Annotated in this window: 22 protein-coding genes and 1 tRNA gene; 18 read left to right on the plus strand and 5 right to left on the minus strand. The window is 68.6% G+C overall.

Annotation, left to right across the window (positions count from 1 at the left end):
• Nucleotides 1-69 precede the first annotated feature (69 nt).
• The 8 genes from gabT to poxB all read left to right on the plus strand — a co-directional run bounded on the left by gabT (nt 70) and on the right by poxB (nt 11,166).
• Nucleotides 70-1,437 carry a 4-aminobutyrate--2-oxoglutarate transaminase gene (gabT, locus tag CQ045_RS10560; protein WP_105723449.1) on the plus strand — a complete coding sequence of 456 codons (1,368 nt, stop codon included), beginning with the start codon at nt 70-72 and terminating at the stop codon, nt 1,435-1,437.
• Nucleotides 1,438-1,542: 105 nt separating this feature from the next.
• The gene (locus CQ045_RS10565) at nt 1,543-2,925 is read left to right on the plus strand and encodes an NAD(P)/FAD-dependent oxidoreductase (RefSeq protein WP_105723452.1); all 1,383 of its coding nucleotides are present in this window, start codon (nt 1,543-1,545) and stop codon (nt 2,923-2,925) included.
• A complete protein-coding gene (locus tag CQ045_RS10570; RefSeq protein WP_105723454.1) occupies nt 2,925-3,809 on the plus strand; it encodes a universal stress protein in 885 nt (294 codons plus the stop codon). The genes CQ045_RS10565 and CQ045_RS10570 overlap by 1 nt, the downstream gene beginning before the upstream one ends.
• A complete protein-coding gene (locus CQ045_RS10575) occupies nt 3,809-5,353 on the plus strand; it encodes an APC family permease (RefSeq protein ID WP_105723456.1) in 1,545 nt (514 codons plus the stop codon). The genes CQ045_RS10570 and CQ045_RS10575 overlap by 1 nt, the downstream gene beginning before the upstream one ends.
• 25 nt (nt 5,354-5,378) lie before the next feature.
• Entirely contained in the window at nt 5,379-6,845 is a 1,467-nt protein-coding gene (locus tag CQ045_RS10580; protein WP_105723458.1) for an NAD-dependent succinate-semialdehyde dehydrogenase, read from the plus strand.
• A gap of 56 nt (nt 6,846-6,901) precedes the next feature.
• Nucleotides 6,902-8,266, plus strand: a complete 1,365-nt coding sequence (locus CQ045_RS10585) for an NAD-dependent succinate-semialdehyde dehydrogenase (RefSeq protein ID WP_105723460.1) — start codon at nt 6,902-6,904, stop codon at nt 8,264-8,266.
• Between the two features lie 575 nt (nt 8,267-8,841).
• Entirely contained in the window at nt 8,842-9,330 is a 489-nt protein-coding gene (locus CQ045_RS10590) for an endonuclease domain-containing protein (protein WP_146115231.1), read from the plus strand.
• A 111-nt stretch (nt 9,331-9,441) separates the two neighbouring features.
• The gene (gene poxB, locus CQ045_RS10595; protein ID WP_105723464.1) at nt 9,442-11,166 is read left to right on the plus strand and encodes a ubiquinone-dependent pyruvate dehydrogenase; all 1,725 of its coding nucleotides are present in this window, start codon (nt 9,442-9,444) and stop codon (nt 11,164-11,166) included.
• A gap of 9 nt (nt 11,167-11,175) precedes the next feature.
• Here poxB and CQ045_RS10600 read toward each other — a convergent pair whose 3' ends face one another.
• Nucleotides 11,176-13,974, minus strand: a complete 2,799-nt coding sequence (locus CQ045_RS10600) for a hypothetical protein (RefSeq protein WP_105723466.1) — start codon at nt 13,972-13,974, stop codon at nt 11,176-11,178.
• A 24-nt stretch (nt 13,975-13,998) separates the two neighbouring features.
• Nucleotides 13,999-15,828, minus strand: coding sequence for an HSP90 family protein (locus CQ045_RS10605; protein ID WP_105723468.1), 1,830 nt, complete (start codon nt 15,826-15,828; stop codon nt 13,999-14,001).
• Nucleotides 15,829-16,015: 187 nt separating this feature from the next.
• Between CQ045_RS10605 and CQ045_RS10610 the strand changes: the two genes are divergently transcribed.
• The 9 genes from CQ045_RS10610 to CQ045_RS10650 all read left to right on the plus strand — a co-directional run bounded on the left by CQ045_RS10610 (nt 16,016) and on the right by CQ045_RS10650 (nt 21,673).
• A tRNA-Trp gene (locus CQ045_RS10610) sits at nt 16,016-16,088 on the plus strand.
• A gap of 40 nt (nt 16,089-16,128) precedes the next feature.
• Nucleotides 16,129-16,401 carry a preprotein translocase subunit SecE gene (gene secE, locus CQ045_RS10615; RefSeq protein WP_105723470.1) on the plus strand — a complete coding sequence of 91 codons (273 nt, stop codon included), beginning with the start codon at nt 16,129-16,131 and terminating at the stop codon, nt 16,399-16,401.
• A gap of 42 nt (nt 16,402-16,443) precedes the next feature.
• A complete protein-coding gene (gene nusG, locus CQ045_RS10620) occupies nt 16,444-17,487 on the plus strand; it encodes a transcription termination/antitermination protein NusG (protein WP_105723472.1) in 1,044 nt (347 codons plus the stop codon).
• Nucleotides 17,488-17,677: 190 nt separating this feature from the next.
• Nucleotides 17,678-18,109 carry a 50S ribosomal protein L11 gene (gene rplK / locus CQ045_RS10625; protein WP_105723474.1) on the plus strand — a complete coding sequence of 144 codons (432 nt, stop codon included), beginning with the start codon at nt 17,678-17,680 and terminating at the stop codon, nt 18,107-18,109.
• Nucleotides 18,110-18,120: 11 nt separating this feature from the next.
• Entirely contained in the window at nt 18,121-18,810 is a 690-nt protein-coding gene (gene rplA / locus CQ045_RS10630; RefSeq protein WP_046747865.1) for a 50S ribosomal protein L1, read from the plus strand.
• Between the two features lie 177 nt (nt 18,811-18,987).
• Nucleotides 18,988-19,809, plus strand: a complete 822-nt coding sequence (locus tag CQ045_RS10635; protein ID WP_105723476.1) for an amino acid ABC transporter substrate-binding protein — start codon at nt 18,988-18,990, stop codon at nt 19,807-19,809.
• A gap of 3 nt (nt 19,810-19,812) precedes the next feature.
• Nucleotides 19,813-20,478, plus strand: a complete 666-nt coding sequence (locus CQ045_RS10640) for an amino acid ABC transporter permease (RefSeq protein ID WP_105723478.1) — start codon at nt 19,813-19,815, stop codon at nt 20,476-20,478.
• Nucleotides 20,465-21,268 carry an amino acid ABC transporter ATP-binding protein gene (locus CQ045_RS10645; protein WP_105723480.1) on the plus strand — a complete coding sequence of 268 codons (804 nt, stop codon included), beginning with the start codon at nt 20,465-20,467 and terminating at the stop codon, nt 21,266-21,268. The genes CQ045_RS10640 and CQ045_RS10645 overlap by 14 nt, the downstream gene beginning before the upstream one ends.
• Before the next feature lie 48 nt (nt 21,269-21,316).
• The gene (locus tag CQ045_RS10650; RefSeq protein WP_105723482.1) at nt 21,317-21,673 is read left to right on the plus strand and encodes an iron chaperone; all 357 of its coding nucleotides are present in this window, start codon (nt 21,317-21,319) and stop codon (nt 21,671-21,673) included.
• Between the two features lie 6 nt (nt 21,674-21,679).
• Here the strand turns inward: CQ045_RS10650 and CQ045_RS10655 are convergent, their stop codons facing one another.
• Nucleotides 21,680-22,342 (minus strand): LysE/ArgO family amino acid transporter, encoded by a 663-nt coding sequence (locus tag CQ045_RS10655; RefSeq protein WP_105723484.1) that lies wholly within the window; start codon nt 22,340-22,342, stop codon nt 21,680-21,682.
• 70 nt (nt 22,343-22,412) lie between these two features.
• On the opposite strand from CQ045_RS10655, the gene CQ045_RS10660 reads away from it, so the two are divergent.
• Nucleotides 22,413-23,354 (plus strand): LysR family transcriptional regulator ArgP, encoded by a 942-nt coding sequence (locus tag CQ045_RS10660; RefSeq protein ID WP_105723486.1) that lies wholly within the window; start codon nt 22,413-22,415, stop codon nt 23,352-23,354.
• Here CQ045_RS10660 and CQ045_RS10665 read toward each other — a convergent pair.
• Both CQ045_RS10665 and CQ045_RS10670 read right to left on the minus strand, forming a co-directional pair.
• Nucleotides 23,293-23,781 (minus strand): MarR family winged helix-turn-helix transcriptional regulator, encoded by a 489-nt coding sequence (locus CQ045_RS10665; RefSeq protein ID WP_105723488.1) that lies wholly within the window; start codon nt 23,779-23,781, stop codon nt 23,293-23,295. The two genes, CQ045_RS10660 and CQ045_RS10665, sit on opposite strands and share 62 nt — an antisense overlap.
• Entirely contained in the window at nt 23,768-25,495 is a 1,728-nt protein-coding gene (locus tag CQ045_RS10670; RefSeq protein WP_105723490.1) for an MDR family MFS transporter, read from the minus strand. Before CQ045_RS10670 ends, CQ045_RS10665 begins: the two co-directional genes overlap by 14 nt.
• Nucleotides 25,496-25,633 lie beyond the last annotated feature (138 nt).

Genomic DNA, 25,633 nt, shown 5'->3' on the forward strand with positions numbered 1-25,633 from the left:
GAAGTCGTCTTGCAAATTGTACAGTTCGGCGAGTGCGGCGGCATCCGGTGGACACGTACGCTCGCGAACATGGCACTCCTCGACACCGCAGCTCCCGCAGTCCCTCTCGGCGGACCCGACCTCCCTCAGGAGCGTCGTCTGGTCACGGACCTCCCCGGTCCTCGCTCAGCGGAGATCCTCGCGCGCAAGGCGGATGCCGTGGCCGCCGGTGTCGGCCACACCGTGCCGATCGCCGCCGTCGCCGCCGGAGGTGGAGTCGTGGTGGACGCGGACGGCAACTCGCTCATCGACCTCGGGTCCGGTATCGCCGTGACCACGGTCGGCAACGCGCACCCCAAGGTCGCCGCAGCCGTCGCCGCACAGGCCGCGCAGTTCACGCACACGTGCTTCATGATCTCGCCCTACGAGTCGTACGTCGGCGTCGCCGAGGCGCTCAACCGCGTCACCCCGGGTGACTTCGCGAAGAAGAGCGCCCTGTTCAACTCGGGGGCGGAGGCCGTCGAGAACGCGATCAAGATCGCCCGCAAGCACACCGGACGCCAGGCGGTCGTCGCCTTCGACCACGGCTACCACGGCCGCACCAACCTGACCATGGCCCTCACCGCCAAGTCGATGCCGTACAAGAGCGGCTTCGGCCCCTTCGCCCCCGAGGTCTACCGCGCACCGATGTCGTACCCGTTCCGCGACGGGCTCGAGGGCGGCGAGGCCGCGGCCCGCGTCATCCTCCAGCTCGAGAAGCAGATCGGTGCCGACAACCTCGCCGCCGTCATCATCGAGCCCATCCAGGGCGAGGGCGGCTTCATCGTCCCCGCTGACGGCTTCCTGCCCGCGATCGTCGACTGGTGCCGTGCGAACGGCGTCGTCTTCATCGCCGACGAGGTGCAGACCGGCTTCGCCCGCACGGGACACATGTTCGCGAGCGAGATCTTCGGCATCGAGCCCGACCTGATCACCACGGCCAAAGGCATCGCCGGCGGCCTTCCGCTCGCGGCGGTGACCGGGCGTTCCGAGATCATGGACGCCTCGCACTCCGGCGGCCTCGGCGGCACCTACGGCGGCAACCCGATCGCCTGCGCCGCGGCGCTCGCCTCGATCGACGTGTTCGAGAACGACGGCGTGATCGAGCGGGCGCGGGAGATCGGCACGATCCTCACCGAGCGTCTCACCGCCATCCAGCAGAACGACCCGCGCGTCGGCGACGTCCGCGGCCACGGGGCCATGATCGCGGCGGAGTTCGTCGACCCCGAGACCAAGGCGCCGAATGCGGCTCTCACGGCCGCCGTGGCGAAGGCGTGCATCGCGCAGGGCGTCATCGTGCTCACCTGCGGAACCTACGGCAACGTCATCCGCTTCCTCCCTCCCCTCTCGATCGGCGACGACCTGCTGAACGAAGGACTCGACATCGTGGAGGCAGCTCTCGCCGCGGCCACGGAATGACGTGCGGTCGCGCTTCTGCGACCACACCCCCTTGTCCGGTCGCGACCCCAATCGGGGGATTTCGGGTCGCGACCGGCACTACTTCACCCAACGAAGGAGTTGCAGATGGCTGAGATCACTCGCGACGTACTGATCATCGGTGCCGGAGCCGCAGGGCTCACGGCGGCGAACGACCTGCGGAAGGCGGGCCTGTCGGTCGCCGTTCTGGAGGCCCGCGACCGCGTGGGCGGGCGCCTCTGGACCGACGTCATCGACGGCGCCATGCTCGAGATCGGCGGCCAGTGGGTCTCGCCGGATCAGGACGCCCTCAAGGAGGCGATCGAGGAGCTCGGGCTCGAGACCTACAGCCGCTACCGCGAAGGGGACAGCGTCTACGTCGGTCCCGATGGGAAGGCGCACCGCTTCACCGGCGAGATGTTCCCGGTCGCACCGGCGACCGAGGCGGAGATCGCCCGCATCACCGACATCCTCGACGCACTGGTCGCCGAGATCGACCCGGACCGCCCGTGGGCGCACCCGAACGCGGCCGACTGGGACTCCATCACCTGGGACGCGTGGCTGCGTCAGCAGACCGACGACGACGAGGCCGTGCGCAATCTGGCCTTCGCCACCGGATCGGCGATGCTCACCAAGCCGACGCACTCCTTCTCGCTGCTGCAGTCGCTGCTGATGGCGGCATCCGCCGGCTCGTACTCGAACCTGGTCGACGCGGACTTCATCCTCGACAAGCGGGTCGTCGGCGGCCTGCAGCAGGTGCCGCTGCGCCTGGCGGAGCGACTCGGCGACGACGTCCTGCTGAACCAGCCGGTGCGCAGCCTCGAATGGTCGGATGCCGGCGTCGTGGCCACGACCGATGAACTCACGGTCCGCGCCCGCCACGCGATCCTCGCGCACGCTCCCGTGCTGTACAGCCGCATCGCGTTCGTCCCGCCGCTGCCGCGCCGTCAGCACCAACTGCACCAGCACCTCTCGATGGGCTTCGTCATCAAGGTGCACGCGGTGTACGACCGCCCGTTCTGGCGCGAGCAGGGCCTCAGCGGCACCGCGTTCAGCCCGTACGAGCTCTCGCACGAGGCCTACGACAACACGAACCACGGCGACGAGCGCGGCACCCTGGTCGGCTTCGTCTCCGACGCCAACGCCGACGGCGTGTTCGAGCTGTCGGCAGAGGAGCGCAAGGAGCGCATCCTCGAGTCGCTGTCGCACTACTACGGCCCGGAGGCCAAGAACCCCGTCGTCTACTACGAGAGCGACTGGGGCAGTGAGGAGTGGACGCGGGGTGCCTACGCCGCGAGCTTCGACATGGGCGGCCTGCACCGTTACGGCGCAGACCTCCGCACCCCGGTCGGCCCGATCCACTTCGCCTGCAGCGACATGGCGGGCGCCGGATACCAGCACGTCGACGGCGCGATCCGGATGGGGCATTTCGTCGCATCGAACATCGTCGACGCGAGTCGCGAGGCCGGCGCTGTCGAGAGCGGCAGCTGATGACCGGCTCGGTCGTCGTCGGGTACACGGCGACGGATTCGGGAGCGGACGCCGCGGCCCTCGGTGCGCGGCTCGCCCGCAGCCTCGGCGCCACCTTGCACCTGGTGATCGTGCTCCCGAACGAGGGCACGCGCAACGCGGCGGTCCCGCCCGAGCGCGCGTACGAGGAGCACATCAGAGCCCAGGCCAAGAAGTGGCTCGGCGACGCGGTCGTCCGGCTCCCGCAGGAGCTGACCCGCAGCGGTCACGTGCGCTTCTCCGAGTCGTTCGCCGAAGGGCTGATCTCCGCCGGTGACGAGTTCGGTGCCAGGGTGATCGTGATCGGCGCCGCCGGCGGGGGCATCCTCGGACGGCATCGGCTCGGCAGCGTCGCCTCGGAGCTGCTGCACTCGTCGACCATCCCGGTGGCGCTCGCGCCGGTGGGCACCGCGCAGCAGGACGACCACGTCATCCCGCGCGTCACCGTCGCCGTGGGTTCTCGACCGGGGGCCGACGCGCTCCTCGACGAGGCCGTCGCTCTCGCCGGTGACAGCGGCGTCGACCTCCGACTCGTGTCCCTCGTGCCGTTCGACGTTCCCCCGGGGCTCGACACCGGCGCGATCCGCACGGTCGGCGACACGCATGCGCAGGAAGTGCTCGCCGTCGCCACCGAGCTGCTGCCCGACGGACGCACCGCCGCGGTCGAGAAAGCCCCCGGTGACTCCGTGGAGGATGCCGTCGCGCATCTCTCCTGGCTCCCCGGCGAGGTCGTCCTGGTCGGCTCCAGCCGACTGGCCCAGCCCCGTCGTCTGTTCCTGGGCTCCACGGCAGCGAAGATGCTGCACGAGCTGCCCGTCCCCATGATCGTCGTCCCGCGCACCCGCAACGAAGCAGGAGAACGCTGATGAGCAGCACCAACCGGGCGACGGAGCCCGAATCCGGTGTCACGACCGGGATCTCCACCAAGGGCCTGAGCGCCGGAACGGTCGGCCTCATCGGCGCGGTCGTGATCGGCATCTCGTGCATCGCACCCGCCTACACGTTCACGGCCGCCGTGGGCCCCGTGGCATCCACGGTCGGGTCGCAGATCCCGGCGATCATCCTCGTCGGCTTCATCCCGATGCTCCTGGTCGCCTTCGGCTACCGGGAGCTGAACAATCGGATGCCCGACTCCGGCACCTCCTTCACGTGGGCGGCACGCGCCTTCGGGCCGTGGGTCGGCTGGATGGCGGGCTGGGGCCTGGTGGTCGCCACGATCCTGGTGCTCTCCAACCTCGCGGGCATCGCGGTCGACTTCCTCTTCCTGCTGATCTCCCAGATCACCGGCAACCCCGACGTCGCCGGGCTGGCGAGCGTCACCTGGATCAACATCGGCGTCTGCCTGCTGTTCATGCTCGGGGCGACCTGGATCTCGTACCGCGACATGCAGACGACGCAGAAGCTGCAGTACTGGCTCGTCAGCTTCCAGATCCTCGTCCTGCTCTTCTTCGCCGGCGCGGCGATCGTGCAGGCGGTCAACGGCAACGGGTTCGACTATCAGCCGTTCGACCTGAACTGGTTCAACCCGTTCGCGATCTCGTCGTTCAGCGCGGTCGCCGCCGGTCTCTCGCTCTCGATCTTCATCTTCTGGGGCTGGGACGTCACCCTGACCATGAATGAGGAGACCAAGGATCCGGAGAAGACGCCGGGTCGGGCGGCCACCGTCACGGTCCTCATGATCGTCTCGCTGTACCTGCTGCTCGCCGTCGCCATGATCATGTTCGCGGGCGTCGGCACCGGGGCTCTCGGGCTCGGCAACGAGGACATCCAGGAGAACGTGTTCTTCCATCTCTCCGGACCCATCCTCGGCCCGCTCGCGTTCCTCGTGTCGCTCGCGGTGCTGACAAGCTCGGCGTCGTCGCTGCAGTCCACCTTCGTGGGCCCCGCGCGCACTCTGCTGGCGATGGGGCACTATGGCGCCCTGCCGAAGTCGTTCGCCAAGGTCAGCCCGCGCTTCTTCACTCCCGGATACGCGACCATCGTGTCGGCCATCGTGGCCTCGGCCTTCTACGCCGTCATGCGGCTGGTCAGCGAGGACACCCTCTGGGACACCATCCTCACGCTCGGCATGATGATCTGCTTCTACTACGGCATCACCGCCTTCGCGTGCGTCTGGTACTTCCGCAAGCAGTGGTTCGACTCGACCCGGAACTTCTTCTTCACGTTCCTGTTCCCGCTCGTCGGCGGCGCGATCCTCGCGGTGCTGTTCTTCACCACGCTGATCGACTCGATGGACCCGGGCTACGGCTCCGGTTCGCAGATCGGCGGCGTCGGCATCGTGTTCATCCTCGGGATGCTGATCATCGTCGTCGGCATCGCGGTGATGATCTGGAACGCCGTCCGTCGCCCCGCCTTCTTCCGCGGCGAGACGCTGGGCATCGACGCACCGCCCAGCCGACGCAAGCGGTAATAGCCCTCCTCACAGAAAGAGAATCATGAGCACTCAGACCGAACAGGCGCTCCTAGACAGCATCCCCACCGGCCTCTTCATCGGCGGCCAGTGGATCGACGGCGAGACCGGTGGCACCTTCGACGTGCAGGACCCCGCGACCGGCACCGTGATCCGGACGATCGCCGACGCGACGCCGGCCGACGGCCTCCGGGCCCTCGACGCCGCGGTCGCCGCTCAGGACGAGTGGGCTGCGACCGCTCCCCGGGTGCGCAGCGAGATCCTCCGCCGCGCCTTCGACCTCGTGCAGGAGCACAAGGAGGACCTGGCGCTGCTCATGACGCTCGAGATGGGCAAGCCGCTCGCCGAGGCGCGTGGCGAGGTCGTCTACGGCGGCGAGTTCCTGCGCTGGTTCAGCGAGGAGGCCGTCCGCATCAGCGGCCGCTACGGGATCAACCCCGAGGGCACCGGCCACATGGTCGTGTCGCAGCGTCCGGTCGGACCCTCGTTCTTCGTGACGCCGTGGAACTTCCCGTTCGCGATGGCGACCCGCAAGATCGCGCCCGCCCTGGCCGCGGGCTGCACCGTGGTGATCAAGCCCCCGGCACTCACCCCGCTGACGACGATCTTCTTCGTCTCGCTGCTCGAGAAGGCGGGCCTCCCCGCGGGCGTCGTCAACGTCGTGCAGACGTCGAAGTCCAGCGCGCTGTCGGCGCCGATCATCGCCGACCCGCGTCTGCGCAAGCTCTCCTTCACCGGATCGACGGAGGTCGGCCGCAAGCTCATCGCCCAGGCGGCCGAGGGCGTGCTGCGCGTGTCGATGGAGCTCGGTGGCAACGCGCCGTTCGTGGTGTTCGACGACGCCGACCTCGACAAGGCCGTGGACGGCGCGCTCGCCGCGAAGTTCCGCAACATCGGGCAGGCCTGCACCGCGGCCAACCGCTTCATCGTGCACAAGGATGTCGCGGGCGAGTTCGCCACGCGCGTCACCGAGCGTGTCAACAGCATGAAGATCGGCCGTGGCACCGAGGACGGCGTCTCGATCGGCCCGCTCATCGACGCGGATGCCGTCGCCAAGGCCGGCGAGCTCGTCGACGAGGCCGTCGGTCGCGGTGCGACGCTGCTCGCCGGCGGCAAGGCCGTCGAGGGCACGGGCACCTTCTACGAGCCCACCGTGCTCACCGACGTCGTCGCCGGCAGCGCGATCCTCCGCGAGGAGATCTTCGGGCCGGTGCTCGCGATCGCGACGTTCGAGGACGAGGACGAGGCCGTGCGTCTGGCGAACGACACCGAGTACGGACTCGTCTCCTACGTCTTCACCGAGAACCTGCAGCGCGGGCAGCGGATGATCGACAAGCTCGAGACCGGCATGATGGGTCTCAACGTGGGCGTGGTCTCCAACGCCGCGGCTCCCTTCGGCGGCGTCAAGCAGTCCGGCGTCGGCCGCGAGGGCGGGTTCGAGGGCATCCACGAGTACCTGTCGACCAAGTACACACTGATCCCCGTCTCCTGACTTCCGATGCGGGGCCCGCACCGCCGGGCCCCGCACACCACACGAGAGGACATGTCATGACCGACTACGCCGTCATCAACCCCGCCACCGGAGAGACGCTGGCGTCCTTCGACACCTTCACGGATGCGCAGATCGAAGAGGCCGTCGCGGCCGCCGACGAGGCCCACCGCGAGTGGTCCCGCTCGTCGACGGTCGCCGAGCGCGCGGCCCTGGTGCGCCGTGCGGCCGAGCTGCACAGAGAACGTCGCGAAGAGCTCGCCGACATCTTCGTGCGCGAGATGGGCAAGCCCCGCGAGGCCGCTCTCGGTGAGGTCGACTTCGCCGCCGACATCGCCGAGTACTACGCCGACCAGGCGGAGTCGATCATGGCCGATCAGCCGATCGCGATCCTGGGGGAGGGGTCGGCCATCATCCGCCGTTCCTCGCTCGGCCCGCTCGTCGGGATCATGCCGTGGAACTTCCCGGCGTACCAGATCGTGCGCTTCGCCGCTCCCAACCTGATCGTCGGCAACACGATCCTGCTGAAGCCCGCGCCGCAGTGCCCGGAGTCCTCGACCGCGATCGAGAAGATCTACCACGACGCCGGTTTCCCGAAGGGCGCCTACCAGAACGTGCTCGCGACCAACGAGCAGATCGCGACGATGATCGCCGACCCGCGCGTGCAGGGCGTCTCGCTCACCGGTTCCGAGCGTGCAGGCGCCGCTGTCGCCGAGATCGCCGGCCGCAACCTCAAGAAGGTCGCGCTCGAGCTGGGCGGGTCCGACCCGTTCATCGTGCTCTCGACCGATGACCTGGATGCGACCGTGCAGGCCGGCGTCGACGCACGTCTCGACAACAACGGCCAGGCCTGCAACGGCGCCAAGCGCTTCATCGTCGTCGACGGGCTGTACGACGCGTTCGTGGAGAAGTTCACGGAGAAGATGGCCGCCGTCGAGGCGACGGATCCCACGCTCGACGACACGGTCCTCGGACCGGTCTCCTCCGAGACGGCAGCGGAGAACCTGCAGAAGCAGATCGATCAGGCGGTGGAGCAGGGCGCGACGCTGCTCACCGGCGGCACCCGCGACGGTGCGTTCTTCGCTCCGACCGTGCTCGCCGATGTGACGCCCGAGATGAACGTGTACCGCGAGGAGCTCTTCGGCCCGGCGGCGGTCGTCTACCGCGTGGCTGACGAGGATGCAGCGGTCGAGCTCGCGAACGACACCACGTTCGGCCTCGGCTCCTACGTCTTCACGACGGACGCCGAGCAGGCCGAGCGTGTGGCCGACAAGATCGAGGCGGGCATGGTCTACGTCAACCTCGTGCTGGCCGACAGCCCCGAGCTGCCCTTCGGCGGCGTGAAGCGCAGCGGCACCGCCCGCGAGCTGGGACATCTGGCCGCAGACGAGTTCGTCAACAAGAAGCTCATCCGCATCGGCTGACGCTCTCGCCCTGAAGAGTCAAAGAACGCCGCCTCCAGGCCTCAGGAGGCGGCGTTCTTTGGCTCCTCGCCTGCTGCTTATGTCGTTCTGCACGGCAGCACACGCGGGAAGGGTGTGCACAGCACGTGGGGCTGGCGCACGCCCCAGTCGTGCGCAGAGGTCAAGATCGGCGGATGCATCCATCGCCACTGCCCTCCGGGACTCCGATCGGCTTCACCGTCGCCGATGCGCTCGCACGGGGAATCACCCCGCGCCGTCTGCGAGCGAAGGATCTCTCGAGCCCCTTCCACGGCACGCGTGCTCGCAGACGGCTCGTCGGCGCGGAGACCGTATCCCTGCTGTTGGCAGCGCTTCCGCCGCACGCGTTCGTGTGCGGCACGACGGCCGCCTGCCTGTGGGGATTGCCACTGGCTGCGCAGCATGAAGCGGAGGCGTGGGCGCGACCGCGAATCGGCGTGCCCTCGGAGGAGACCCGAATTCGCAGGACGGGTGTTCTCGGTCATCGGCTCGCGTTGGAAAGTGGCGACGTGGTGCCACGCCGAGGTCTGGCCGTGTTGTCGCCTGCCCGGATGTGGGTGGACGTGTCTCGCGTCCTGCGTCTGCCGCGGTTCCTCGCCCTCACGGATGCGCTCCTCAGTACCCGGCATCCGCTCGTCTCGGCGGAGGAACTCGCACGTCATCATGAACGATTCGCGGGTGGCCGCGGGGCGAGGGTGCGGCAGCGCGCGCTCGAACTGGCAGATGGTCGGGCCGAGTCCCCGCGCGAATCCATGGTGCGGCTGATTCTGATCGAGGCGGGGCTCCCGCGTCCGGAGTGCAATGTCGAGATCTGGCACGATCGCCGATTCGTGGCGCGAGTCGACATGCTGTACGCCGACGAATGGCTCATCATCGAGTACGACGGGGATCACCACCGAGATCCTCATCAGTGGAGTCGGGATCAGATCCGCCGCGCCGAGCTCGAATCGCTCGGCTATCGCATGATCGTGGTCACCCGCCGAGATTTCGACGATCCCGATGCGCTCGTGCGCCGGATTCGTCGTCTGCTCACGGCGGCTCGTTGAGGTGAGAAGCCAAAGGAAGTCGGCTGCTGAGGTTTGCGAGCGACGTTTCTTGACCTCTCAGCGTGGGCGTAGCCCCGCCCCGCACGAGCGCCTCGGGCGTAGGGTCGAAGTATGGCCAACGTCGCTGAGAACATCGTCAAGACTCTGCACGCCAACGGGATCGACCGTGTCTACGGCATCCCGGGGGACTCGCTGAACGGCTTCACGGATGCGCTGCGCAAGGACGGCACCATCCGCTGGGTGCACGTGCGGCATGAGGAGTCCGCCGCCTTCGCCGCCGCCGCGGACGCCGCCACGACCGGGGAGCTCGCGGTCGTCGCCGGATCCTGCGGACCGGGGAACCTGCACCTGATCAACGGGCTGTACGACGCCAACCGCTCCCGCGTTCCGGTGCTGGCGATCGCCGCGCACATCCCCACCACCGAGATCGGCACCGGGTACTTCCAGGAGACGCATCCGCAGGAGCTCTTCCGCGAGTGCAGCGTCTACGTCGAATACGTCGCCGACCCGAAGCAGATGCCGCGGCTGCTGGAGATCGCCATGCGCGCCGCGATCGAGCAGCGGGGCGTCGCGGTGCTCGTGATCCCCGGCGACGTCGCCCTCGCCGACATCGCCGATGACCGTGCCGTCGTGATCGAGCGTGCGCAGCCCGTGGTGGTGCCCAACGCGGCCGAGCTCGAGAAGGCGGCGACACTGCTGAACGCCGCGAAGAAGGTCACGATCCTCGCCGGAGCCGGTGTTGAGGGTGCGCACGACGAGGTGATCGCCCTCGCCGACAAGCTGGGTGCGCCGATCGTGCACGCCCTCCGCGGCAAGGAGTTCATCGAGTACGACAACCCGTTCGACGTCGGGATGACGGGTCTCCTGGGCTTCGCCTCCGGGTTCCGCGCCATGGAGGCCGCCGATGCCCTGTTGGTGCTGGGCAGCGACTTCCCGTACGAGCAGTTCTATCCGGACGGCGCGACCACGATCCAGGTCGACATCCGCGGCGCGCAGCTCGGCAAGCGGCATCCGCTCGATCTGGGTCTGGTCGGCGATGTCCGCGCGACGGCCGAGGCCCTCCTGCCCCGGGTTGCGAGGAAGGACGATCGCGGACACCTCGACGATGCCATCGCGCACTACCGCAAGACCAGGAAGAAGCTCGACGAGCTCGCGGTGCCCGCCAAGGGCAAGCGGCCGATCCATCCTCAGTACCTGGCACGGCTCCTCGACGAGTACGCGGCTGACGACGCGATCTTCACCGCGGACGTGGGGTCGCCGACCGTATGGGCGGCACGCTACCTCTCGATGACCGAGCAGCGTCGCCTGATCGGCTCCTTCACCCACGGCTCCATGGCCAACGCGCTGATGCACGGCATCGGGGCGCAGGTCGCGCACCCGGGCCGGCAGGTCGTCGCGCTCGCCGGCGACGGCGGACTGTCGATGATGCTCGGCGAACTCCTCACCCTGACGCAGAACAAACTGCCGGTGAAGACGATCGTGGTGAACAACTCGTCGCTGAACTTCGTCGAGCTGGAGATGAAGGCCGCAGGCTTCGTCACGTACGGGACCGGACTCGAGAACCCGAGCTTCGCCGCGATCGCCGAGGCGATGGGGATCTTCGCCCGCCGCGTGGAGCGCAGCGAGGACCTCCCGGATGCGGTGCGCGAGGTTCTCGCCCACGACGGTCCCGCTCTGCTCGACGTCGTGACCGAACGGCAGGAGCTCTCCATGCCGCCCGCGATCGAGGCCGCGCAGGTCAAGGGCTTCGCGCTGTATGCGATCCGGACGGTCATGTCCGGCCGCGGCGACGAGCTCCTCGACCTCGCCAAGGCGAACTGGCGCCAGCTGTTCTGAGCAGACCGCTCAGCTCTGCACGTGGGAGCGGACCTCTGCCGCTTCCGCGTGCCGCCCGAGGGCCTCGAGCACGTCTCCGAGTTCGAGCGAGGCCACCTGCAGCAGGGGCGGGTGAGCCGCCCCGTGCTCGATGGCGCTGCGGTACACGGGCACCGAGTCGGCTGAGCGGTCGTTGCCGGCGAGCACACGGGCGGCGAAGAGCTCTGAGCCTCCGGCGGAGCCCACGTCTCCGAGCGCGGCGAATCCGTCGGCGGCGGTGAGCGCGGCCGAGACGGCTTCGTCGATCCGGCCGAGCTCGGCCAGAGCCCGTCCGCGCGAATCGGTGACATCGGCGAGAAGCCATGCCGCCTCGTGCTGCTGCGCGAGAGAGGCGACCTCGTCGAAGAGGGGGAACGCCCGCTCGTCGCTCCGGCCGCCGTAGGCCTGACCGAGACTGTGCAGCACCTCGGTCAGGGCGCCGACGGCATCCGGTGCCCGTCGCACGATCTCGGCCGCCGACTCGAGCAGGGCGATCGCGTCGTCCTGCTCGTCGAAGCGCGCGAGAATCTTGGCCTGCTCCGTCATCGACATCGCCTGATCGGCGTGCTCCTCGGCCTGCCCGAACAGCTCCGATGCGTAGCCGTGAGCGCCCACGGCCTGGCCGAACTCGCCGGATGCGCTCAGGGCGCGCGCCAGCATCGACGCAGTCATCGCGCGGGAACCGGCAGCGACCTCCGCTTCCTCTTCGCGCTGCAGCACGTCTCCGAACAGCTCGGCCGCCTCTTCGGCATCCCCGACCCGCAGCATGGCGCGGGCGAGGCGGAAGTCGAGGCCGGTCGTGTCGCCGCCTGCCTCACCGCCGAGTCGTGCCGCGAGCCGGTAGCGGGAGACGGCCTTATCGGGCTCGTCCGCGTCTTCCCAGAGGGCCCCGGCGAGCACGTGGGCCTCGCCGAGCGCGCGCGTCGCTCCGATCTCCGCGAGCAGTCGGCAGGCCTCGTCGGCGTCGACGGCGCCCTCCAGGTAGGAGTTGCCACCGCCGCGCACGCGGGCGCGGGTCTGCAGCGCCTGCGCCCGGTGACCCGTGCTGAGGTCGTCCTGGTCGAGGAAGCGGTCCAGCAGCGAACTCCCCGCCTCGAGGTCGCCCTTGCGGAGCACGGCCGAGATCGCCAGCAGAGTCGTGGTGTTCGTCAGCCGCGTGTCCTCTGCCTCCGCGAACGAGCGGGCCGCGACCTCGGCGTGATCCAGGGCGGCATCCGCCTCTCCCGCCTGCAGGTGCAGTGCGGCACGGCTGATCGCGAGGTCGCCCCGCGTCCAGGCGGGAAGCGCGGCGGAGACGGCGATCTCCTCCTCCAGGGCGGCCGTCGTCTCCGGAGTGTTCAGGCCGAAGGTCGCAAGCCCCAGCCGCTCCTCCAGGTCGGCCTGCACGTCGCGTCCGGCGGCCCGCAGTGCCGCGACGCGCTCCGGAAGCAGCTGCAGGGCCTCGTCGGCCCGATCGAGCGCGATCAGGATGCCCAGGCGCATCGAGAGCAGCTGGGCGAGCTTGGCGGGGTCTTCGACCTCGAGGGCGCGAGGGAGGGCTTCGAGCGTCTCGTGCTCCGCACCGAACTGTGCGAGCTGCATCGCGCGCTCGAACCAGCCGTCCGCATCGACCGGGGTGTTCGAGGGGGCAGGGGCGACGAAGGCATCGGAGCGGATGGGCACGTCGTACTGCTCGCCGCGGAGAGCCCGCATCCGCTCCAGGCTGCGTGCGTGGCCGTCGGTGCCGTCGCGGCTGTCGAATCCGGCCCCGATCCGCTCGGCGGCGGCCCAGGCGGATGCCGCGAGGTCTGCGGCGCTCCATCCGCCGTCGTGCTCCCCGAAGAACGGGACGAGCGCGGCGGATTCGGCACCGCGCACCGGGGTGTCGCCGTGGCCGACCGCCGTGACGCGGTCCAGCGCGACGGCGAGCGCGGCGAGGGCGGCGAAGTGCGCATCGACGTTCAGCCCGTCGTGCGCGAGCCAGGCGATGTGCTTCTCGACCAGGGCGAGCGCACGGGCCTCGTTGCCGGTGAGCGCCGCGAACACGATGTTGTTGGCGACGATGCGCAGGTTGTCGGGGTTGTCCTTCGCGAGCCGGTAGCTGCGCAGGTGCGCGGTCTTCGCCTCGTCGAAGCGTCCGGCGCGGAGGTAGGGGAGCAGCACGCGCGAGAGGGCGTGCTCGGGCTCCTCACCGCAGGAGAAACCGCCTTCGATCATCTCCTCGACGAGGACGATGGCCTCCGCGTCCCGGTCGGTGTCCGCGAAGAAGCCGGCGACCTGACTGCGGCCGCAGGCGTCGCAGTGGCTGTGGTCGTCGCGCGGAGTGGCCTCCAGCTGCACCCGCAGCGCCTCGGCCTCATCCATGCGCCCGGCGTCCCACGCGTCCTCGAAGCGGGCGGTGAGCACGCCGCTCACGCCGAGGCCGCCGGCGCGGTAATGCGACTCCATGTCGTCGAGCACCGCGGCGATCTGCTCCTGCGAGAAGGCGGGGGAGGAGCGCAGCGAGGAGGCCATCCACTTGAACTGCCACATCAGGTCGGCGCCGCCGTTGTCGAGGTCGGCGGGGAAGCGCTGGGGGTCGGCGTCGTGGCGGGCGAGGCACCAGGCGAAAGAGTTGAGCATCACGTCGGTCGCACCGTTCATGTTGGCCGAGGCCGTCTGGCGCATCCGGGCCTCGTACTCCAGGCGCTCGTCGCCGATCTCGACCGCCAGCGCGACCGCCTCTGACACCAGGGCCTGCTCAGCAGGACCCCAGGGGGTGCGATCGATCTCCTCGATCAGCTGCTGGAAGCGCTTCTTCGGACGTGCCATGGACGGAACCCTTCGGTGGAGATGTCAGCGGGCGTCGCCGAAGGGGATGGTGTCCCCCTCCAGACCGGCCGAGAGCGAGACGAGGTCGGCCAGCGCGCTGGTCATCAGCGCACGGTCGGCATCGGCGAGCGGATGGTGTCCGGCGAGCAGCGCCTGGATGTAGAGCAGCTGCACGGTGCGGGCGAAGACGGCGTCGTCCTGCACGCGCACCAGGGCGCGCACGACCCGGTTCGACCAGTTCAGGCACAGTCGGGCGCGGAGGTCCTCCTCCCGCGCGGCGGAGAGGGTCTGGTCGATGCGGTCCAGGACACCGCCCCACAGGGCGCCGGTGATGCCCTTGGTGCGTCCGCGGTCGATCGCCCGCAGCACCTCGGGGTCGGCCACGTAGAGCCCGGCGAGGTCGGGGCGGTCGATGGATCGGACGACGACCGAGCAGTCGGATGCCGCGAGCACGGCACCCGCGCGGGCCTCGAGGGCTACGGCGGCGTCGCGGTCGTCGAGCGGTGGCGGGTCCAGGCGGTCGAGCTCGCCGGTCACGTCCACCTGTTCGACGGTGACGTGCGGGTAGAGGTCGGGCAGCATTCGCACCAGGTCGGCGTCGTAGAGGTATCCGCCGTTGACGAGTACCTCGTCGGCGGGGGAGATGCCGGCGACCTGGCGGAACTCGTCGACGGTCTGCGCGTAGCGGATGTGCGGATAGCGCTCGACCAGGTCGCCGATCCGCAGACTGCCGTGCGTGGTCTCGACGGTCAGCCAGCGGGAGATGAAGTGCGCCAGCTCCTCGTCGTGGCGCACCAGCGACTTGAGCCCGACCTCGTGCACCGCGACGAACTGCGCGAGGCGGTGCGGCTCGCGCAGGCCGAGCTCGAGCACCCAGCGGCGGATGCCGGCACCCAGCTGCTCGCGCACGTGTTCGAGCGACGGGTCCTCGACCAGGGACTCCCTGCTCGCGGTGGGAGCGAGACCGGTGGAGTCGATGACGGCGCGGACGAAGAACGCCCAGTCGGGGAGCACGTCGTCGACGCGCTCGGAGAGCAGCATGCGCCCGAGATACATGCGGGTCGCCTGCCGGGCGCCGGGCGGCGGTGCGTACGGCAGCACGTAGGCGAGTCCGCGGGTGCCGGTGGCCGGCTCGCCCAGCTCGATGATGTCGAGCGGGCTCGCCCCGAGCAGGTCCCGTCCGTACTGCAGGGCCGCGTCGGGATCCTGCCCGGCGTCGAGGAACGGAGCGCCCCGCGTGATGTCGATGTCGCCGGCGGCGGTGTCGACCGTCACCCGCACGGGCAGGAACTCGCCGAACGTCGTCGCCAGCTCGTGCACCGCGGCGGGTCGCAGCAGCTCGTCGGCGTCGAACCGCGGCACGAGGTGCACGCTGGTCCCGATCGGCAGCTCTTCGTCGATCTCGGCGACCTGGAAGGTGCCGTCCGCGCTGCCGGTCCACTCCACCGAGGCGCCGCCGCGGGCGCTGCGGGAGCGGATGACGATCGTGTCGGCGACCATGAAGCAGCTGAGCAGGCCGATCCCGAACTGTCCCAGGTAATCGCTGCGGGGGAGGTCGAAGATGTCGCGCTTGGAGCTGCGGCCCACGGTCGCCAGCAGATCGGCGACCTCTGCGGCAGTCAGTCCCACGCCGTCGTCGCGCAGCACGAACTCGCCGTTCTCCGCGGTCAGCGGGGTGATCCGGATGCGTCCGCCTCCGCCGTCGACCTCGCGGCGGGCCGTGATCGCGTCGCGCGCGTTCTGCAGGAGCTCCCTCAGGTACACCCGTGGGCTGGAGTAGATGTGCCTGCTGAGCAGATCCACGACACCGCGCAGATCCACCTGGAACTGCTGCACATCCGCGCCCACACGCACCTCTTCCCCCTGTATCCGCTCGCCGAGCCTAGCAAGAACGCGTGTTCTCGACCCCGGTTCGGCGCCACCGGATCGATGCCGTATGCTTGTGGGGCAGTTGTTTTCTGCATTCTTTCGCCATGCCTGGGGCCCACGCGCCGCAGGATCGTGACAGGGTGGGAAGACACCCCGAGACCTCCAGGTCTCTAGGGCGGTAGCTCAATTGGCAGAGCAGCGGTCTCCAAAACCGCAGGTTGCAGGTTCGATTCCTGTCCGCCCTGCGCGTCAGCGCAACGCTGACACACGAAAGGTACATTCAGGATGGATCAGGACGAACCGCGCGGCGAGGTCGTCGCGGCCGGCGCCACCCGCGAGAAGAAGGGCAACCCCTTCTCACGGTTCTTCGGGGGCATCGCCCTGTTCATCCGCCAGGTCATCGCCGAGCTCCGCAAGGTCGTCACCCCGACTCGCAAGGAGCTGTTCAAGTTCACCGGGGTGGTGCTCGTCTTCGTTCTGATCGTCATGGGCATCGTCTACGGCTTGGACACGCTGTTCGCGTTCCTGACGCACTGGGTGTTCGGAATCCCTGGCTGATGACCCTCGCGGCTCGCGCCGCAGCTATGGAGAAGAAACAACGTGTCTGAACGATATTCCGACGACGCCGACTGGGCGACCGCTGCAGAGCAGTCCAGCGAGGAAGACGAGGCCCAGGAGGGCAACGTCCTCGCCGAGGAAGAGCTCTCCGTCACCCCGGCCGAGCACATCGCGGTCCACGTCGAAGACGAGGACGGCGAGTCCGACGACACGGCTGACAACGACATCGACATCGACGACCCGGAGGCGGACGCGATCGTGAACGACGCTCTCAACCTGGACGAAGCGGCTGAATCTGAGGCTGCCGCTGAGGTCCTCAACGAATCTGTGGCCGAAGAGGTCGCCGAGCTGGATGCTGCGGCGGCTGACGAGGTCACCCCGTACGACGGCCCGGACCTCGGTGCCGATGACGCGCAGGGCGACGAGGACTCCTCCGCCGATGAAGACGACGAGGACGCCGAGGAAGACCCGTACGAGGCCTTCCGCATGGACCTCCGCATGCTCCCGGGCAAGTGGTACGTCATCCACTCCTACGCCGGTTTCGAGCGCAAGGTGAAGGCCAACATCGAGCAGCGCAAGTCGACGCTCGAGGTCGAGGACGAGATCTACCAGATCGAGGTGCCGATGGAAGACGTGGTCGAGATCAAGAACGGCCAGCGCAAGATGGTCACCCGCGTGCGCATCCCCGGCTACGTGCTGGTGCGCATGGAGCTCACGGAAGACACCTGGTCGGTCGTGCGCCACACCCCGGGTGTCACCGGCTTCGTGGGCAACGCCCACAACCCGACGCCGCTGCGCTTCGAAGAGGCCTTCAACATGCTGAAGTCGCTCGTCGAGGTCAAGGACGTCCCCACGGCCAAGAACATCGCGTCGAAGGGCGGCGTCGCCGTCGCTCGTCCGCTGCCGGCCGAGGTCGACTTCGAGGTCGGCGAGACCATCACGATCAAGGAGGGCTCGTTCGCGGGTCTTCCGGGTTCGATCAGCGAGATCAAGCCCGAGAGCGGCAAGCTCACGGTGCTCGTCTCCCTCTTCGAGCGTGAGACCCCGGTCGAGCTGTCGTTCGACCAGGTCACCAAGATGGTCTGACACATACCTCACGAGAACGGCCGCCCCTCCGGGGGCGGCCGTTCTCGCGTGATCGGCACCCGGTTCGATCAGGTAGACTTGTGTGGTTTGTGTGCCGCTTCGGCGTGCGCAGAGACGACCACGGTCCGGAAACGCCGGATCTGTGGGAGAAGCGGATGCTCCGGCATCCGATTCGATGAAAGGAAAGAGAATGGCACCGAAGAAGAAGGTGACCGGCCTGATCAAGCTTCAGATCAACGCCGGTGCAGCCAACCCGGCGCCGCCGATCGGCCCCGCGCTCGGTCAGCATGGCGTCAACATCATGGAGTTCTGCAAGGCGTACAACGCCGCGACCGAGTCGCAGCGCGGCAACGTCATCCCCGTCGAGATCACCGTCTACGAGGACCGCAGCTTCACGTTCATCCTGAAGACCCCGCCTGCCGCGGAGCTCATCAAGAAGGCCGCCGGCGTCCCCAAGGGCTCCGCGACCCCGCACACCGTCAAGGTCGCGAAGATCACCAAGGACCAGGTCCGCCAGATCGCCGAGACCAAGCAGGCCGACCTGAACGCGAACGACATCGAGGCCGCGATCTCGATCATCGCCGGCACCGCCCGTTCCATGGGCATCACGGTCGAGGGCTGAGGAGAATAATCATGGCTACCAAGTCCAAGGCTTACAAGGCTGCCGCCGAGAAGATCGAGGCAGACCGTTTCTACACTCCGACCGAGGCCGTCGCCCTCGCGAAGGAGACCGGCTCGTCGAAGTTCGACTCGACCGTCGAGGTCGCGCTGAAGCTCGCCGTCGACCCCCGCAAGGCGGACCAGATGGTGCGCGGCACCGTCATCCTGCCCCACGGCACCGGTAAGACCGCCCGCGTCATCGTCTTCGCCACCGGCCCCGCGGCCGAGGCAGCGATCGCCGCAGGTGCAGATGAGGTCGGCGGCGCCGAGCTCATCCAGAAGGTCGCCGATGGCTGGACCAACTTCGACGCCGCTGTCTCCACCCCGGAGCTCATGGGCCAGGTCGGTCGTCTCGGAAAGGTGCTCGGACCGCGTGGTCTGATGCCGAACCCGAAGACCGGCACCGTGACCCCGAACCCGGCCAAGGCCGTCGAGGAGATCAAGGGCGGAAAGATCGAGTTCCGCGTCGACAAGCACGCCAACGTGCACTTCGTCGTCGGCAAGGCATCGTTCACCGCAGAGCAGCTCGACGAGAACATCGGCGCAGCGCTCGAGGAGATCGTCCGCCTCAAGCCGTCGAGCTCGAAGGGCCGTTACATCCAGAAGGGTGCGGTGTCGACCACGTTCGGCCCCGGCATCCCGCTGGACGTCAACGCCATCTGAGTCTGATTCGCAGAACACGCCCCCGGGTCCGCCCGGGGGCGTTTCTGCGTCTTCCGGCGAGAGCCGCGAAACGCAACGTCATCGGATGCGGGGAACAGCGATGCGCCGCGTACTGTGGGTGAGTTCCCGCGACGGTCGCGTAAACTCGCACCCGCGCTTCTCACCCCAGGAGGGTCCATGTCTCGTCGTCTCATCGCCGTCACCGCACTCGTCGTCGCCGCTGCGGCGCTCACGGCCTGCAGCGGGTCGAGCACGCCTGCAAACACCTCGGACAGCGGCGAGAGCTCCGCGAGTTCGGACTTCGGCCTCGCGAAGGACGGCACCCTCACGGTCGGGACCGAGGGCACCTACCGCCCGTTCAGCTTCCACGATGACAACGGCGCCGGAGATCTGACCGGGTACGACGTCGAGATCATCGAGGCCGTGGCGGACAAGCTCGGCCTCGATGTGAAGTTCGAGGAGACCCAGTGGGACGCGATCTTCGCGGGTCTCGACGCGGGCCGCTTCGACGTCATCGCGAACCAGGTCACGATCAACGACGAGCGCGAGGCGAAGTACCTGTTCAGCGCCCCGTACACCGTCTCTCCCGGCGTGATCGTGGTCGCGGAGGACGACGACTCGATCACGTCCTTCGACGACCTCGAGGGCAAGACCACCGCGCAGTCTCTCACGAGCAACTGGAACGACCTCGCCACCGAGTCCGGCGCGAAGGTCGAAGGCGTCGAGGGATGGGCGCAGGCCGTCGAGCTCCTGCGCCAGGGACGGGTGGACGCGACCATCAACGACAAGCTGACCTTCCTCGACTATGAGACGACCAACAGCCCGACCGGTCTGAAGATCGCGGCGGAGACCGAGGACGCGGGCGAGCAGGCGTTCGCCTTCACCAAGGACAAGGAAGCACTCGTCGCGGCGGTGGACGGCGCGCTCGACGAGCTGCGTGCCGACGGCACCCTGGCCGAGATCAGCAAGAAGTACTTCGGCGAAGACGTCTCGCAGTAATCGATGGAGAGCCCCTGGCAGCTGTTCCTCGACTCGCTCGGCCCGATCGCGTGGGCGGGTCTGACGGCCACGGTGCCGCTCGCGCTGGCGTCGTTCGCCCTGGGGCTCCTCATCGCGATCGGCATCGCCCTGATGCGGATCTCGGTGAATCCGATCCTCTCGGGGGTCGCCCGCTTCTACATCTCGGTGATCCGGGGGACCCCGCTGCTCGTGCAGCTGTTCGTGATCTTCTACGGCATGCCGTCGATCGGGATCACGATCGACCCGTGGCCCAGCGCGATCATCGCCCTGTCGTTGAACGTCGGCGGCTACGGTGCAGAGGTGGTGCGTGCGGCCATCCTCTCGGTTCCGCAGGGGCAGTGGGAGGCCGCGTACACGGTCGGGATGAACCGCACCCGCACGCTCACCCGCGTCATCCTGCCGCAGGCGGCCCGGGTGTCGGTGCCGCCGTTGTCGAACACGTTCATCTCGCTCGTGAAGGACACCTCGCTCGCGTCACTGATCCTCGTGACCGAACTGTTCAAGGTGGCGCAGCAGATCGCGTCGACGACCTATGAGTTCATGGTGCTCTACCTGGCCGCGGCGCTGGTGTACTGGGTGTTCTGCCTGGTGCTGTCGTTCGGCCAGAGTGCCCTCGAGAGGAGACTCGACAGCCGTGTCGCCCACTGACAACACCACCGATGCGCTCCTCACCGCGCGTGGCCTGCACAAGAGCTTCGGCGACAACGAGGTGCTGCGCGGCATCGACCTGACCCTCCACCGCGGCGAGGTCGTCGTGCTCATCGGCCCCAGCGGTTCCGGCAAGACGACGGTGCTCCGCGCGCTCAACGGCCTCGAGACGCCGGATGCCGGCACGATCGTGGTGGCCGGCGGGCCGGACATCGACTTCGCCCCGGACGCGAAGCCCTCGACGCGCGTGCAGAAGCAGAAGCGCCTGGCGTTGCGCGATCGTTCCGCGATGGTGTTCCAGCACCACAACCTCTTCCCGCACCTCACCGTCCTGGAGAACGTCATCGAGGGCCCGTGGCGGGTGCAGGGGCGTCCGAAGGCCGAGGTCGTGTCCGAGGCGCTCGCGCTGCTCGACCGGGTGGGTCTGGCCGACAAGGCGGATGCTCGTCCGCACCAGCTCTCGGGCGGCCAGCAGCAGCGGGTCGGCATCGTGCGGGCGCTCGCGCTCAAGCCGGATCTGCTGCTCTTCGACGAGCCCACCAGCGCGCTCGATCCGGAACTCGTGGGCGAGGTGCTCCTCGTCATCAAGGAACTCGCCGACGAGAACTGGACCATGGCCGTCGTGACCCATGAGCTGAGCTTCGCGCGCGAGGCCGCAGACCACGTGCTGTTCCTGGACGGCGGCGTGATCGTGGAGCAGGGCCCACCGGACGAACTGTTCCGCGCGCCGAAGCACGAGCGCACGCAGCGGTTCCTCACCCGCATCATGCGACCGCTCGACGGGGCCTGATCGCGGACGATCCTCGCCCTGTGCGCCGATCGGTGGCAGGATGCCGCCGTGGAAACCATCGACGAATATCTTGCCGACCTCACCCCGGCCGACCGCGACGCGATCGATCGGGTGTACGCCGTCGCGCGCGAGGAGGTGCCCTCCGCCGAGCAGGGGAAGGGCTACGGGATGCCGGCCCTCGTGCACGACGGCAAGCCGCTGCTCTCGGTGATGCGTGCCAAGAAGCACATCGGGATCTATCCGTTCAGTCCGGATGCGGTCGCCGCGGTCGCGGGTCTGCTCGACGGGCATCCGGGTGTCAGCGTCGACAAGGGGACCATCCGGTTCCAGCCGGAGCATCCGATCCCCGTCGAGGTGCTCCGGGAACTCGTCCGGGCGAGGCTCGCTCAGATCGACGGCGCCTGACCGCCCTCAGGCGCCGAGGACCGGGAGCACGAGGCTGATCGCGATCGCGATCATGACCACGGCGATCACGGCGTCGAGGATGCGCCAGGAGCGAGGAGTGCGCAGCCAGCGTCCGAGGTAGCGTGCGCCGAAGCCCAGCGCCGTGAACCACAGGATGCTGGCGGCCATGGCTCCGCTCGCGAAGAGCCAGCGCTGATCGCCGTGGGTGGCGGCGATCGAACCGAGCATCAGGACCGTGTCGAGGTACACGTGGGGATTGAGCCAGGTCAGCGCGAGGGTGGTGAGGATCACCGGTGCCAGGCGGGTGCGGGTCAGAGTCGCCGTCGAGCCGTCGGTCGCCGAGGCGCCGGGCGACGCAGTGTCCGTCCCGTCGACGTCGAGCTCTTCGCCGCCGTGCCAGGCGCGACGCGCGGCCAGGATCCCGTAGGTCAACAGGAACAGAGCACCGGCCCATCGCGCGACGACGACCAGCCACGGCGCCGCGGAGAGGACGAAACCGAGCCCGGCGACGCCCGCGGCGATCAGGGCCGCGTCGGAGAGGGCGCAGATGATCACGACGGCGAGTACGTGCTCGCGGCGGATCCCCTGACGCAGGACGAACACGTTCTGCGCACCGATCGCGACGATGAGGGAGAGGCCGAGTCCGAGGCCGGCGAGGACGGTGAGCATGACTCCAGCCTAGGAAGATCGACACATGAGGAGAAGCGAAGGTTTCTACTGAACCATTAGAATCGCTAATGTGAGAATCGACCCGGAACTCGCCGCCACGCTCGCGGCGATCGTCGACGAGGGCACGCTGGACGCCGCGTCGAGACGGCTGCAGATCACGCCGTCGGCCGTGAGTCAGCGGCTGAAGACGCTCGAACAGCAGCTCGGCCGCATCCTGGTCGTGCGCACCAAGCCCGCCCGACTGACCGAGGCCGGCGAAGCCGTCGTCCGCCTGGCGCGGCAGATCGCTCTGCTGGAACACGACGCGCTCGTCGGGGTGGGCATCGATGAGGAGGGGGGAGCCCGTCGGATCAGCGTCCCGCTCGCGGTGAACGCCGACTCCATGGCGACGTGGTTCCTCGCCCCGCTCGCCCGCCTCTCCGCGGGTCACGACATCGACTTCGACCTGCACCGCGACGATCAGAACTTCACCGCGAGGCTGCTGGAGTCCGGCACGGTGATGGCCGCGGTCACGAGCGAGGAGGCGCCGGTCGCCGGATGCTCGGTGTCGCCGCTCGGCGTGCTCGAGTACCGGGCGATGGCGGAACCGGGGTTCGCCTCCCGCTGGTTCGCCGGAGGGGTGACGGCGGGTGCTCTCGCGGCCGCACCGTTCGTCGACTTCGACCGCCGCGACACCCTGCAACACGAATGGCTTCGAGAGATGTCCGTCGAGCAGGAGGGGGTGCCGCGGCACTACGTTCCGGCATCCCACGACTACGCCCTCGCCGTCGGGCTCGGCCTCGGCTGGGGGATGGTCCCGCTGCTGCAGGAGTCCGCGGGCCTGGTCCCGCTGGGCGGGCCGACCCTTCGCGTGCAGCTGTTCTGGCAGCAGTGGAACCTGCGGTCGGAGCTGCTCGACACGATCGCCGCGGAGATCGCCGCCGAAGCGCGACGTGTGCTCGGCGCGCCCCTCAGTCGCTCGCGGTCGAGCCCGGCGTCACGCCGGAGCCGAGGGCGTGCAGCAGCCGGGTGAGGTTCCCGATGTCGGTGAGGCTCCAGTCCTCGAGGGTGCGCAGCAGCATGCCCTCCTGCGGCAGGCGAGCGGCGGCGAGCCGATCCGTGCCGAGGGGCGTGAGCTGCAGCAGGAACGAGCGGCCGTCGGAGGGGTCGGCGGAGCGCTCGATCAGCCCGAGATCCTCCAGCTCGCGCACCATCCGGCTGACCTGGCCCTTGTCCATCAGCATCCGCTCGGACAGCGTCGACACCGTCACCCGCTCGCAGCGCGCGATCGTGGTGAAGATCTTGTAGGCACCGGGCAGCAGGCCCGGGCTCACCCGGTTCGCATTCTCGGTGATCACTCGGCGGAAGTGCGTGATCAGTTCGCCGAACTCCGCCTCCAGGGCGCGGACCGCATCGGCCCGCGCCTCCGGGGAGTCGGCGGTGTGCTCAGTGACGGACATCGGATGCCGCATCGCCGTGATCGCTCCGGCCGACGACGGTCACGCTGCCGGTCGGTGCTCCGGACAGCGCCGTGGCATCGGCGATCGCGACGTCGGCGGCGTCGTCGACCGACGTGCTGGTCCGTTCTGCCGCGGCCTCGGACTTCGCCGCATCCGCCTGGGCGCGCTCGGTCGTCGTCATCGTGGTGAGCGGGCGGTTCGGCAGGAACAGGATCGCGATGAGGCTGATCACGGCGAGCGGGATGCCGATGAGGAACGCGTGCGAGATGGCTTGCGCGTAGAAGTCCTCGACGATCGAGCGCACCGGCTCCGGGAGGAGCCGGACCTCGGGCAGCGTGCCGCTCGAGAGCTGAGCGGCGACTTCGGCGCCCTTGTCGCCGAGCTTCGCGATCGCGGTGCCCAGACGCTCCTTGCCGTCGGTGAACAGCCCGGTGAGGCTGTTCGCGAGCACGGCGCCCATGACCGAGACGCCGACCGTGCCGCCGAGGCTGCGGAAGAAGGTCACGCCCGAGCTCGCAACGCCCATCTCCGTCGGCTTGGCGACGTTCTGCACGATGAGTACGAGGTTCTGCATCGTCATGCCGACGCCCGCACCCATCACGAACATGTAGATCGAGACGAGGACGAAGTTCGTGTCGTAGTGCAGGGTCGACAGCATCACGGAACCGGCGATCAGCAGTACGGAGCCGAGGATCAGGTAGCCCTTCCACTTGCCGAAGCGGGTCACGAGCTGGCCGATGACCATCGACGAGATCAGCAGGCCCGCCATCATCGGCAGCGTCATGAGTCCGGCCTCGGTCGGCGTGGCGCCGCGGGAGAGCTGCATGTACTGCGCGAGGTAGACCGAGGTGCCGAACATCGCGACGCCGATCGAGATCGACGCGAGCACGGACAGGGTGAACGTGCGACCGCGGAACAGCGTGAGCGGGATGAGCGGCTCGCGCACCTTGAGCTCGACGATGATGAAGGCGACCGCCGAGACGATCGCGCCGCCGACCATGAGGACGGTCTCCGTGCTCCACCAGTCGAACGTCGAGCCGGCGTTCGTGATCCAGATGAGGATCAGCGACACCGCGGCCGACAGCAGCACGATGCCGACGTAGTCGATCGACACCTTGCGCGTGCGCTCGGTGCTGATGTGCAGTGTCTTCTGCAGTATGATCAGCGCGGCCACCGCGAACGGCAGCGCGACGAAGAAGTTCCAGCGCCAGTTCGCCACATCCGTGATCCAGCCGCCGAGCAGCGGGCCGCCGACAGTGGCGACGGCCATGACGGCACCGAACAGGCCCATGTATCGGCCGCGTTCACGCGGGCTGATGATGTCGGCCATGATGACCTGGCTGAGGGCGGCGAGTCCGCCACCGCCGATGCCCTGGATGGCGCGGAACGCGATGAGGGTGTTCGTATCCTGCGCGAAGCCGGCCGCGGCGGTCGCGCCCACGAAGATGACGATCGCGATCTGGATCAGCAGCTTGCGGTTGAACAGGTCGGCGAGCTTGCCCCAGATGGGGGTGGAGATCGCCGTGGTAAGCAGGGTCGCGGTGATGACCCAGGTGTAGGCCGCCTGGTCGCCGCCGAGGTCGTGCACGATGACCGGCATGGAGGTCGACACCACCGTGGTGGCGATCATCGAGACGAACATGCCGAGCAGGAGACCGGTGAGGGCCTCGAGCACCTGGCGATGCGTCATCTTGACGGGAGAATCCGTGGTCATGGGAGACCTTTCGCAGTCGGAGGAGAGGATGCTGCGACAGCTCTGGCGCGCAAAGAATGGTTGAACTGCGTCAACTATACGCGGATCGTTGATCTACGTCAACCATTCCCGAAGCGCCCTCGATCGGCGTTCCAGGAC

It is taken from the genome of Microbacterium sp. MYb66 (assembly GCF_002979435.1).
Classification (GTDB): domain Bacteria; phylum Actinomycetota; class Actinomycetes; order Actinomycetales; family Microbacteriaceae; genus Microbacterium.

Bases quoted from the DNA above. Each gene is read 5' to 3' on its own strand.
- CQ045_RS10570 (WP_105723454.1), top strand. From the start codon at position 2,925: ATGACCGGCTCGGTCGTCGTCGGGTACACGGCGACGGATTCGGGAGCG.
- CQ045_RS10575 (WP_105723456.1), top strand. From the start codon at position 3,809: ATGAGCAGCACCAACCGGGCGACGGAGCCCGAATCCGGTGTCACGACC.
- CQ045_RS10600 (WP_105723466.1), bottom strand. From the start codon at position 13,974: ATGGCACGTCCGAAGAAGCGCTTCCAGCAGCTGATCGAGGAGATCGAT.
- poxB (WP_105723464.1), top strand. From the start codon at position 9,442: ATGGCCAACGTCGCTGAGAACATCGTCAAGACTCTGCACGCCAACGGG.
- rplK (WP_105723474.1), top strand. From the start codon at position 17,678: ATGGCACCGAAGAAGAAGGTGACCGGCCTGATCAAGCTTCAGATCAAC.
- CQ045_RS10565 (WP_105723452.1), top strand. From the start codon at position 1,543: ATGGCTGAGATCACTCGCGACGTACTGATCATCGGTGCCGGAGCCGCA.
- CQ045_RS10585 (WP_105723460.1), top strand. From the start codon at position 6,902: ATGACCGACTACGCCGTCATCAACCCCGCCACCGGAGAGACGCTGGCG.
- CQ045_RS10670 (WP_105723490.1), bottom strand. From the start codon at position 25,495: ATGACCACGGATTCTCCCGTCAAGATGACGCATCGCCAGGTGCTCGAG.
- secE (WP_105723470.1), top strand. From the start codon at position 16,129: ATGGATCAGGACGAACCGCGCGGCGAGGTCGTCGCGGCCGGCGCCACC.
- CQ045_RS10665 (WP_105723488.1), bottom strand. From the start codon at position 23,781: ATGTCCGTCACTGAGCACACCGCCGACTCCCCGGAGGCGCGGGCCGAT.
- CQ045_RS10635 (WP_105723476.1), top strand. From the start codon at position 18,988: ATGTCTCGTCGTCTCATCGCCGTCACCGCACTCGTCGTCGCCGCTGCG.
- CQ045_RS10580 (WP_105723458.1), top strand. From the start codon at position 5,379: ATGAGCACTCAGACCGAACAGGCGCTCCTAGACAGCATCCCCACCGGC.
- CQ045_RS10655 (WP_105723484.1), bottom strand. From the start codon at position 22,342: ATGCTCACCGTCCTCGCCGGCCTCGGACTCGGCCTCTCCCTCATCGTC.
- CQ045_RS10640 (WP_105723478.1), top strand. From the start codon at position 19,813: ATGGAGAGCCCCTGGCAGCTGTTCCTCGACTCGCTCGGCCCGATCGCG.
- rplA (WP_046747865.1), top strand. From the start codon at position 18,121: ATGGCTACCAAGTCCAAGGCTTACAAGGCTGCCGCCGAGAAGATCGAG.
- gabT (WP_105723449.1), top strand. From the start codon at position 70: ATGGCACTCCTCGACACCGCAGCTCCCGCAGTCCCTCTCGGCGGACCC.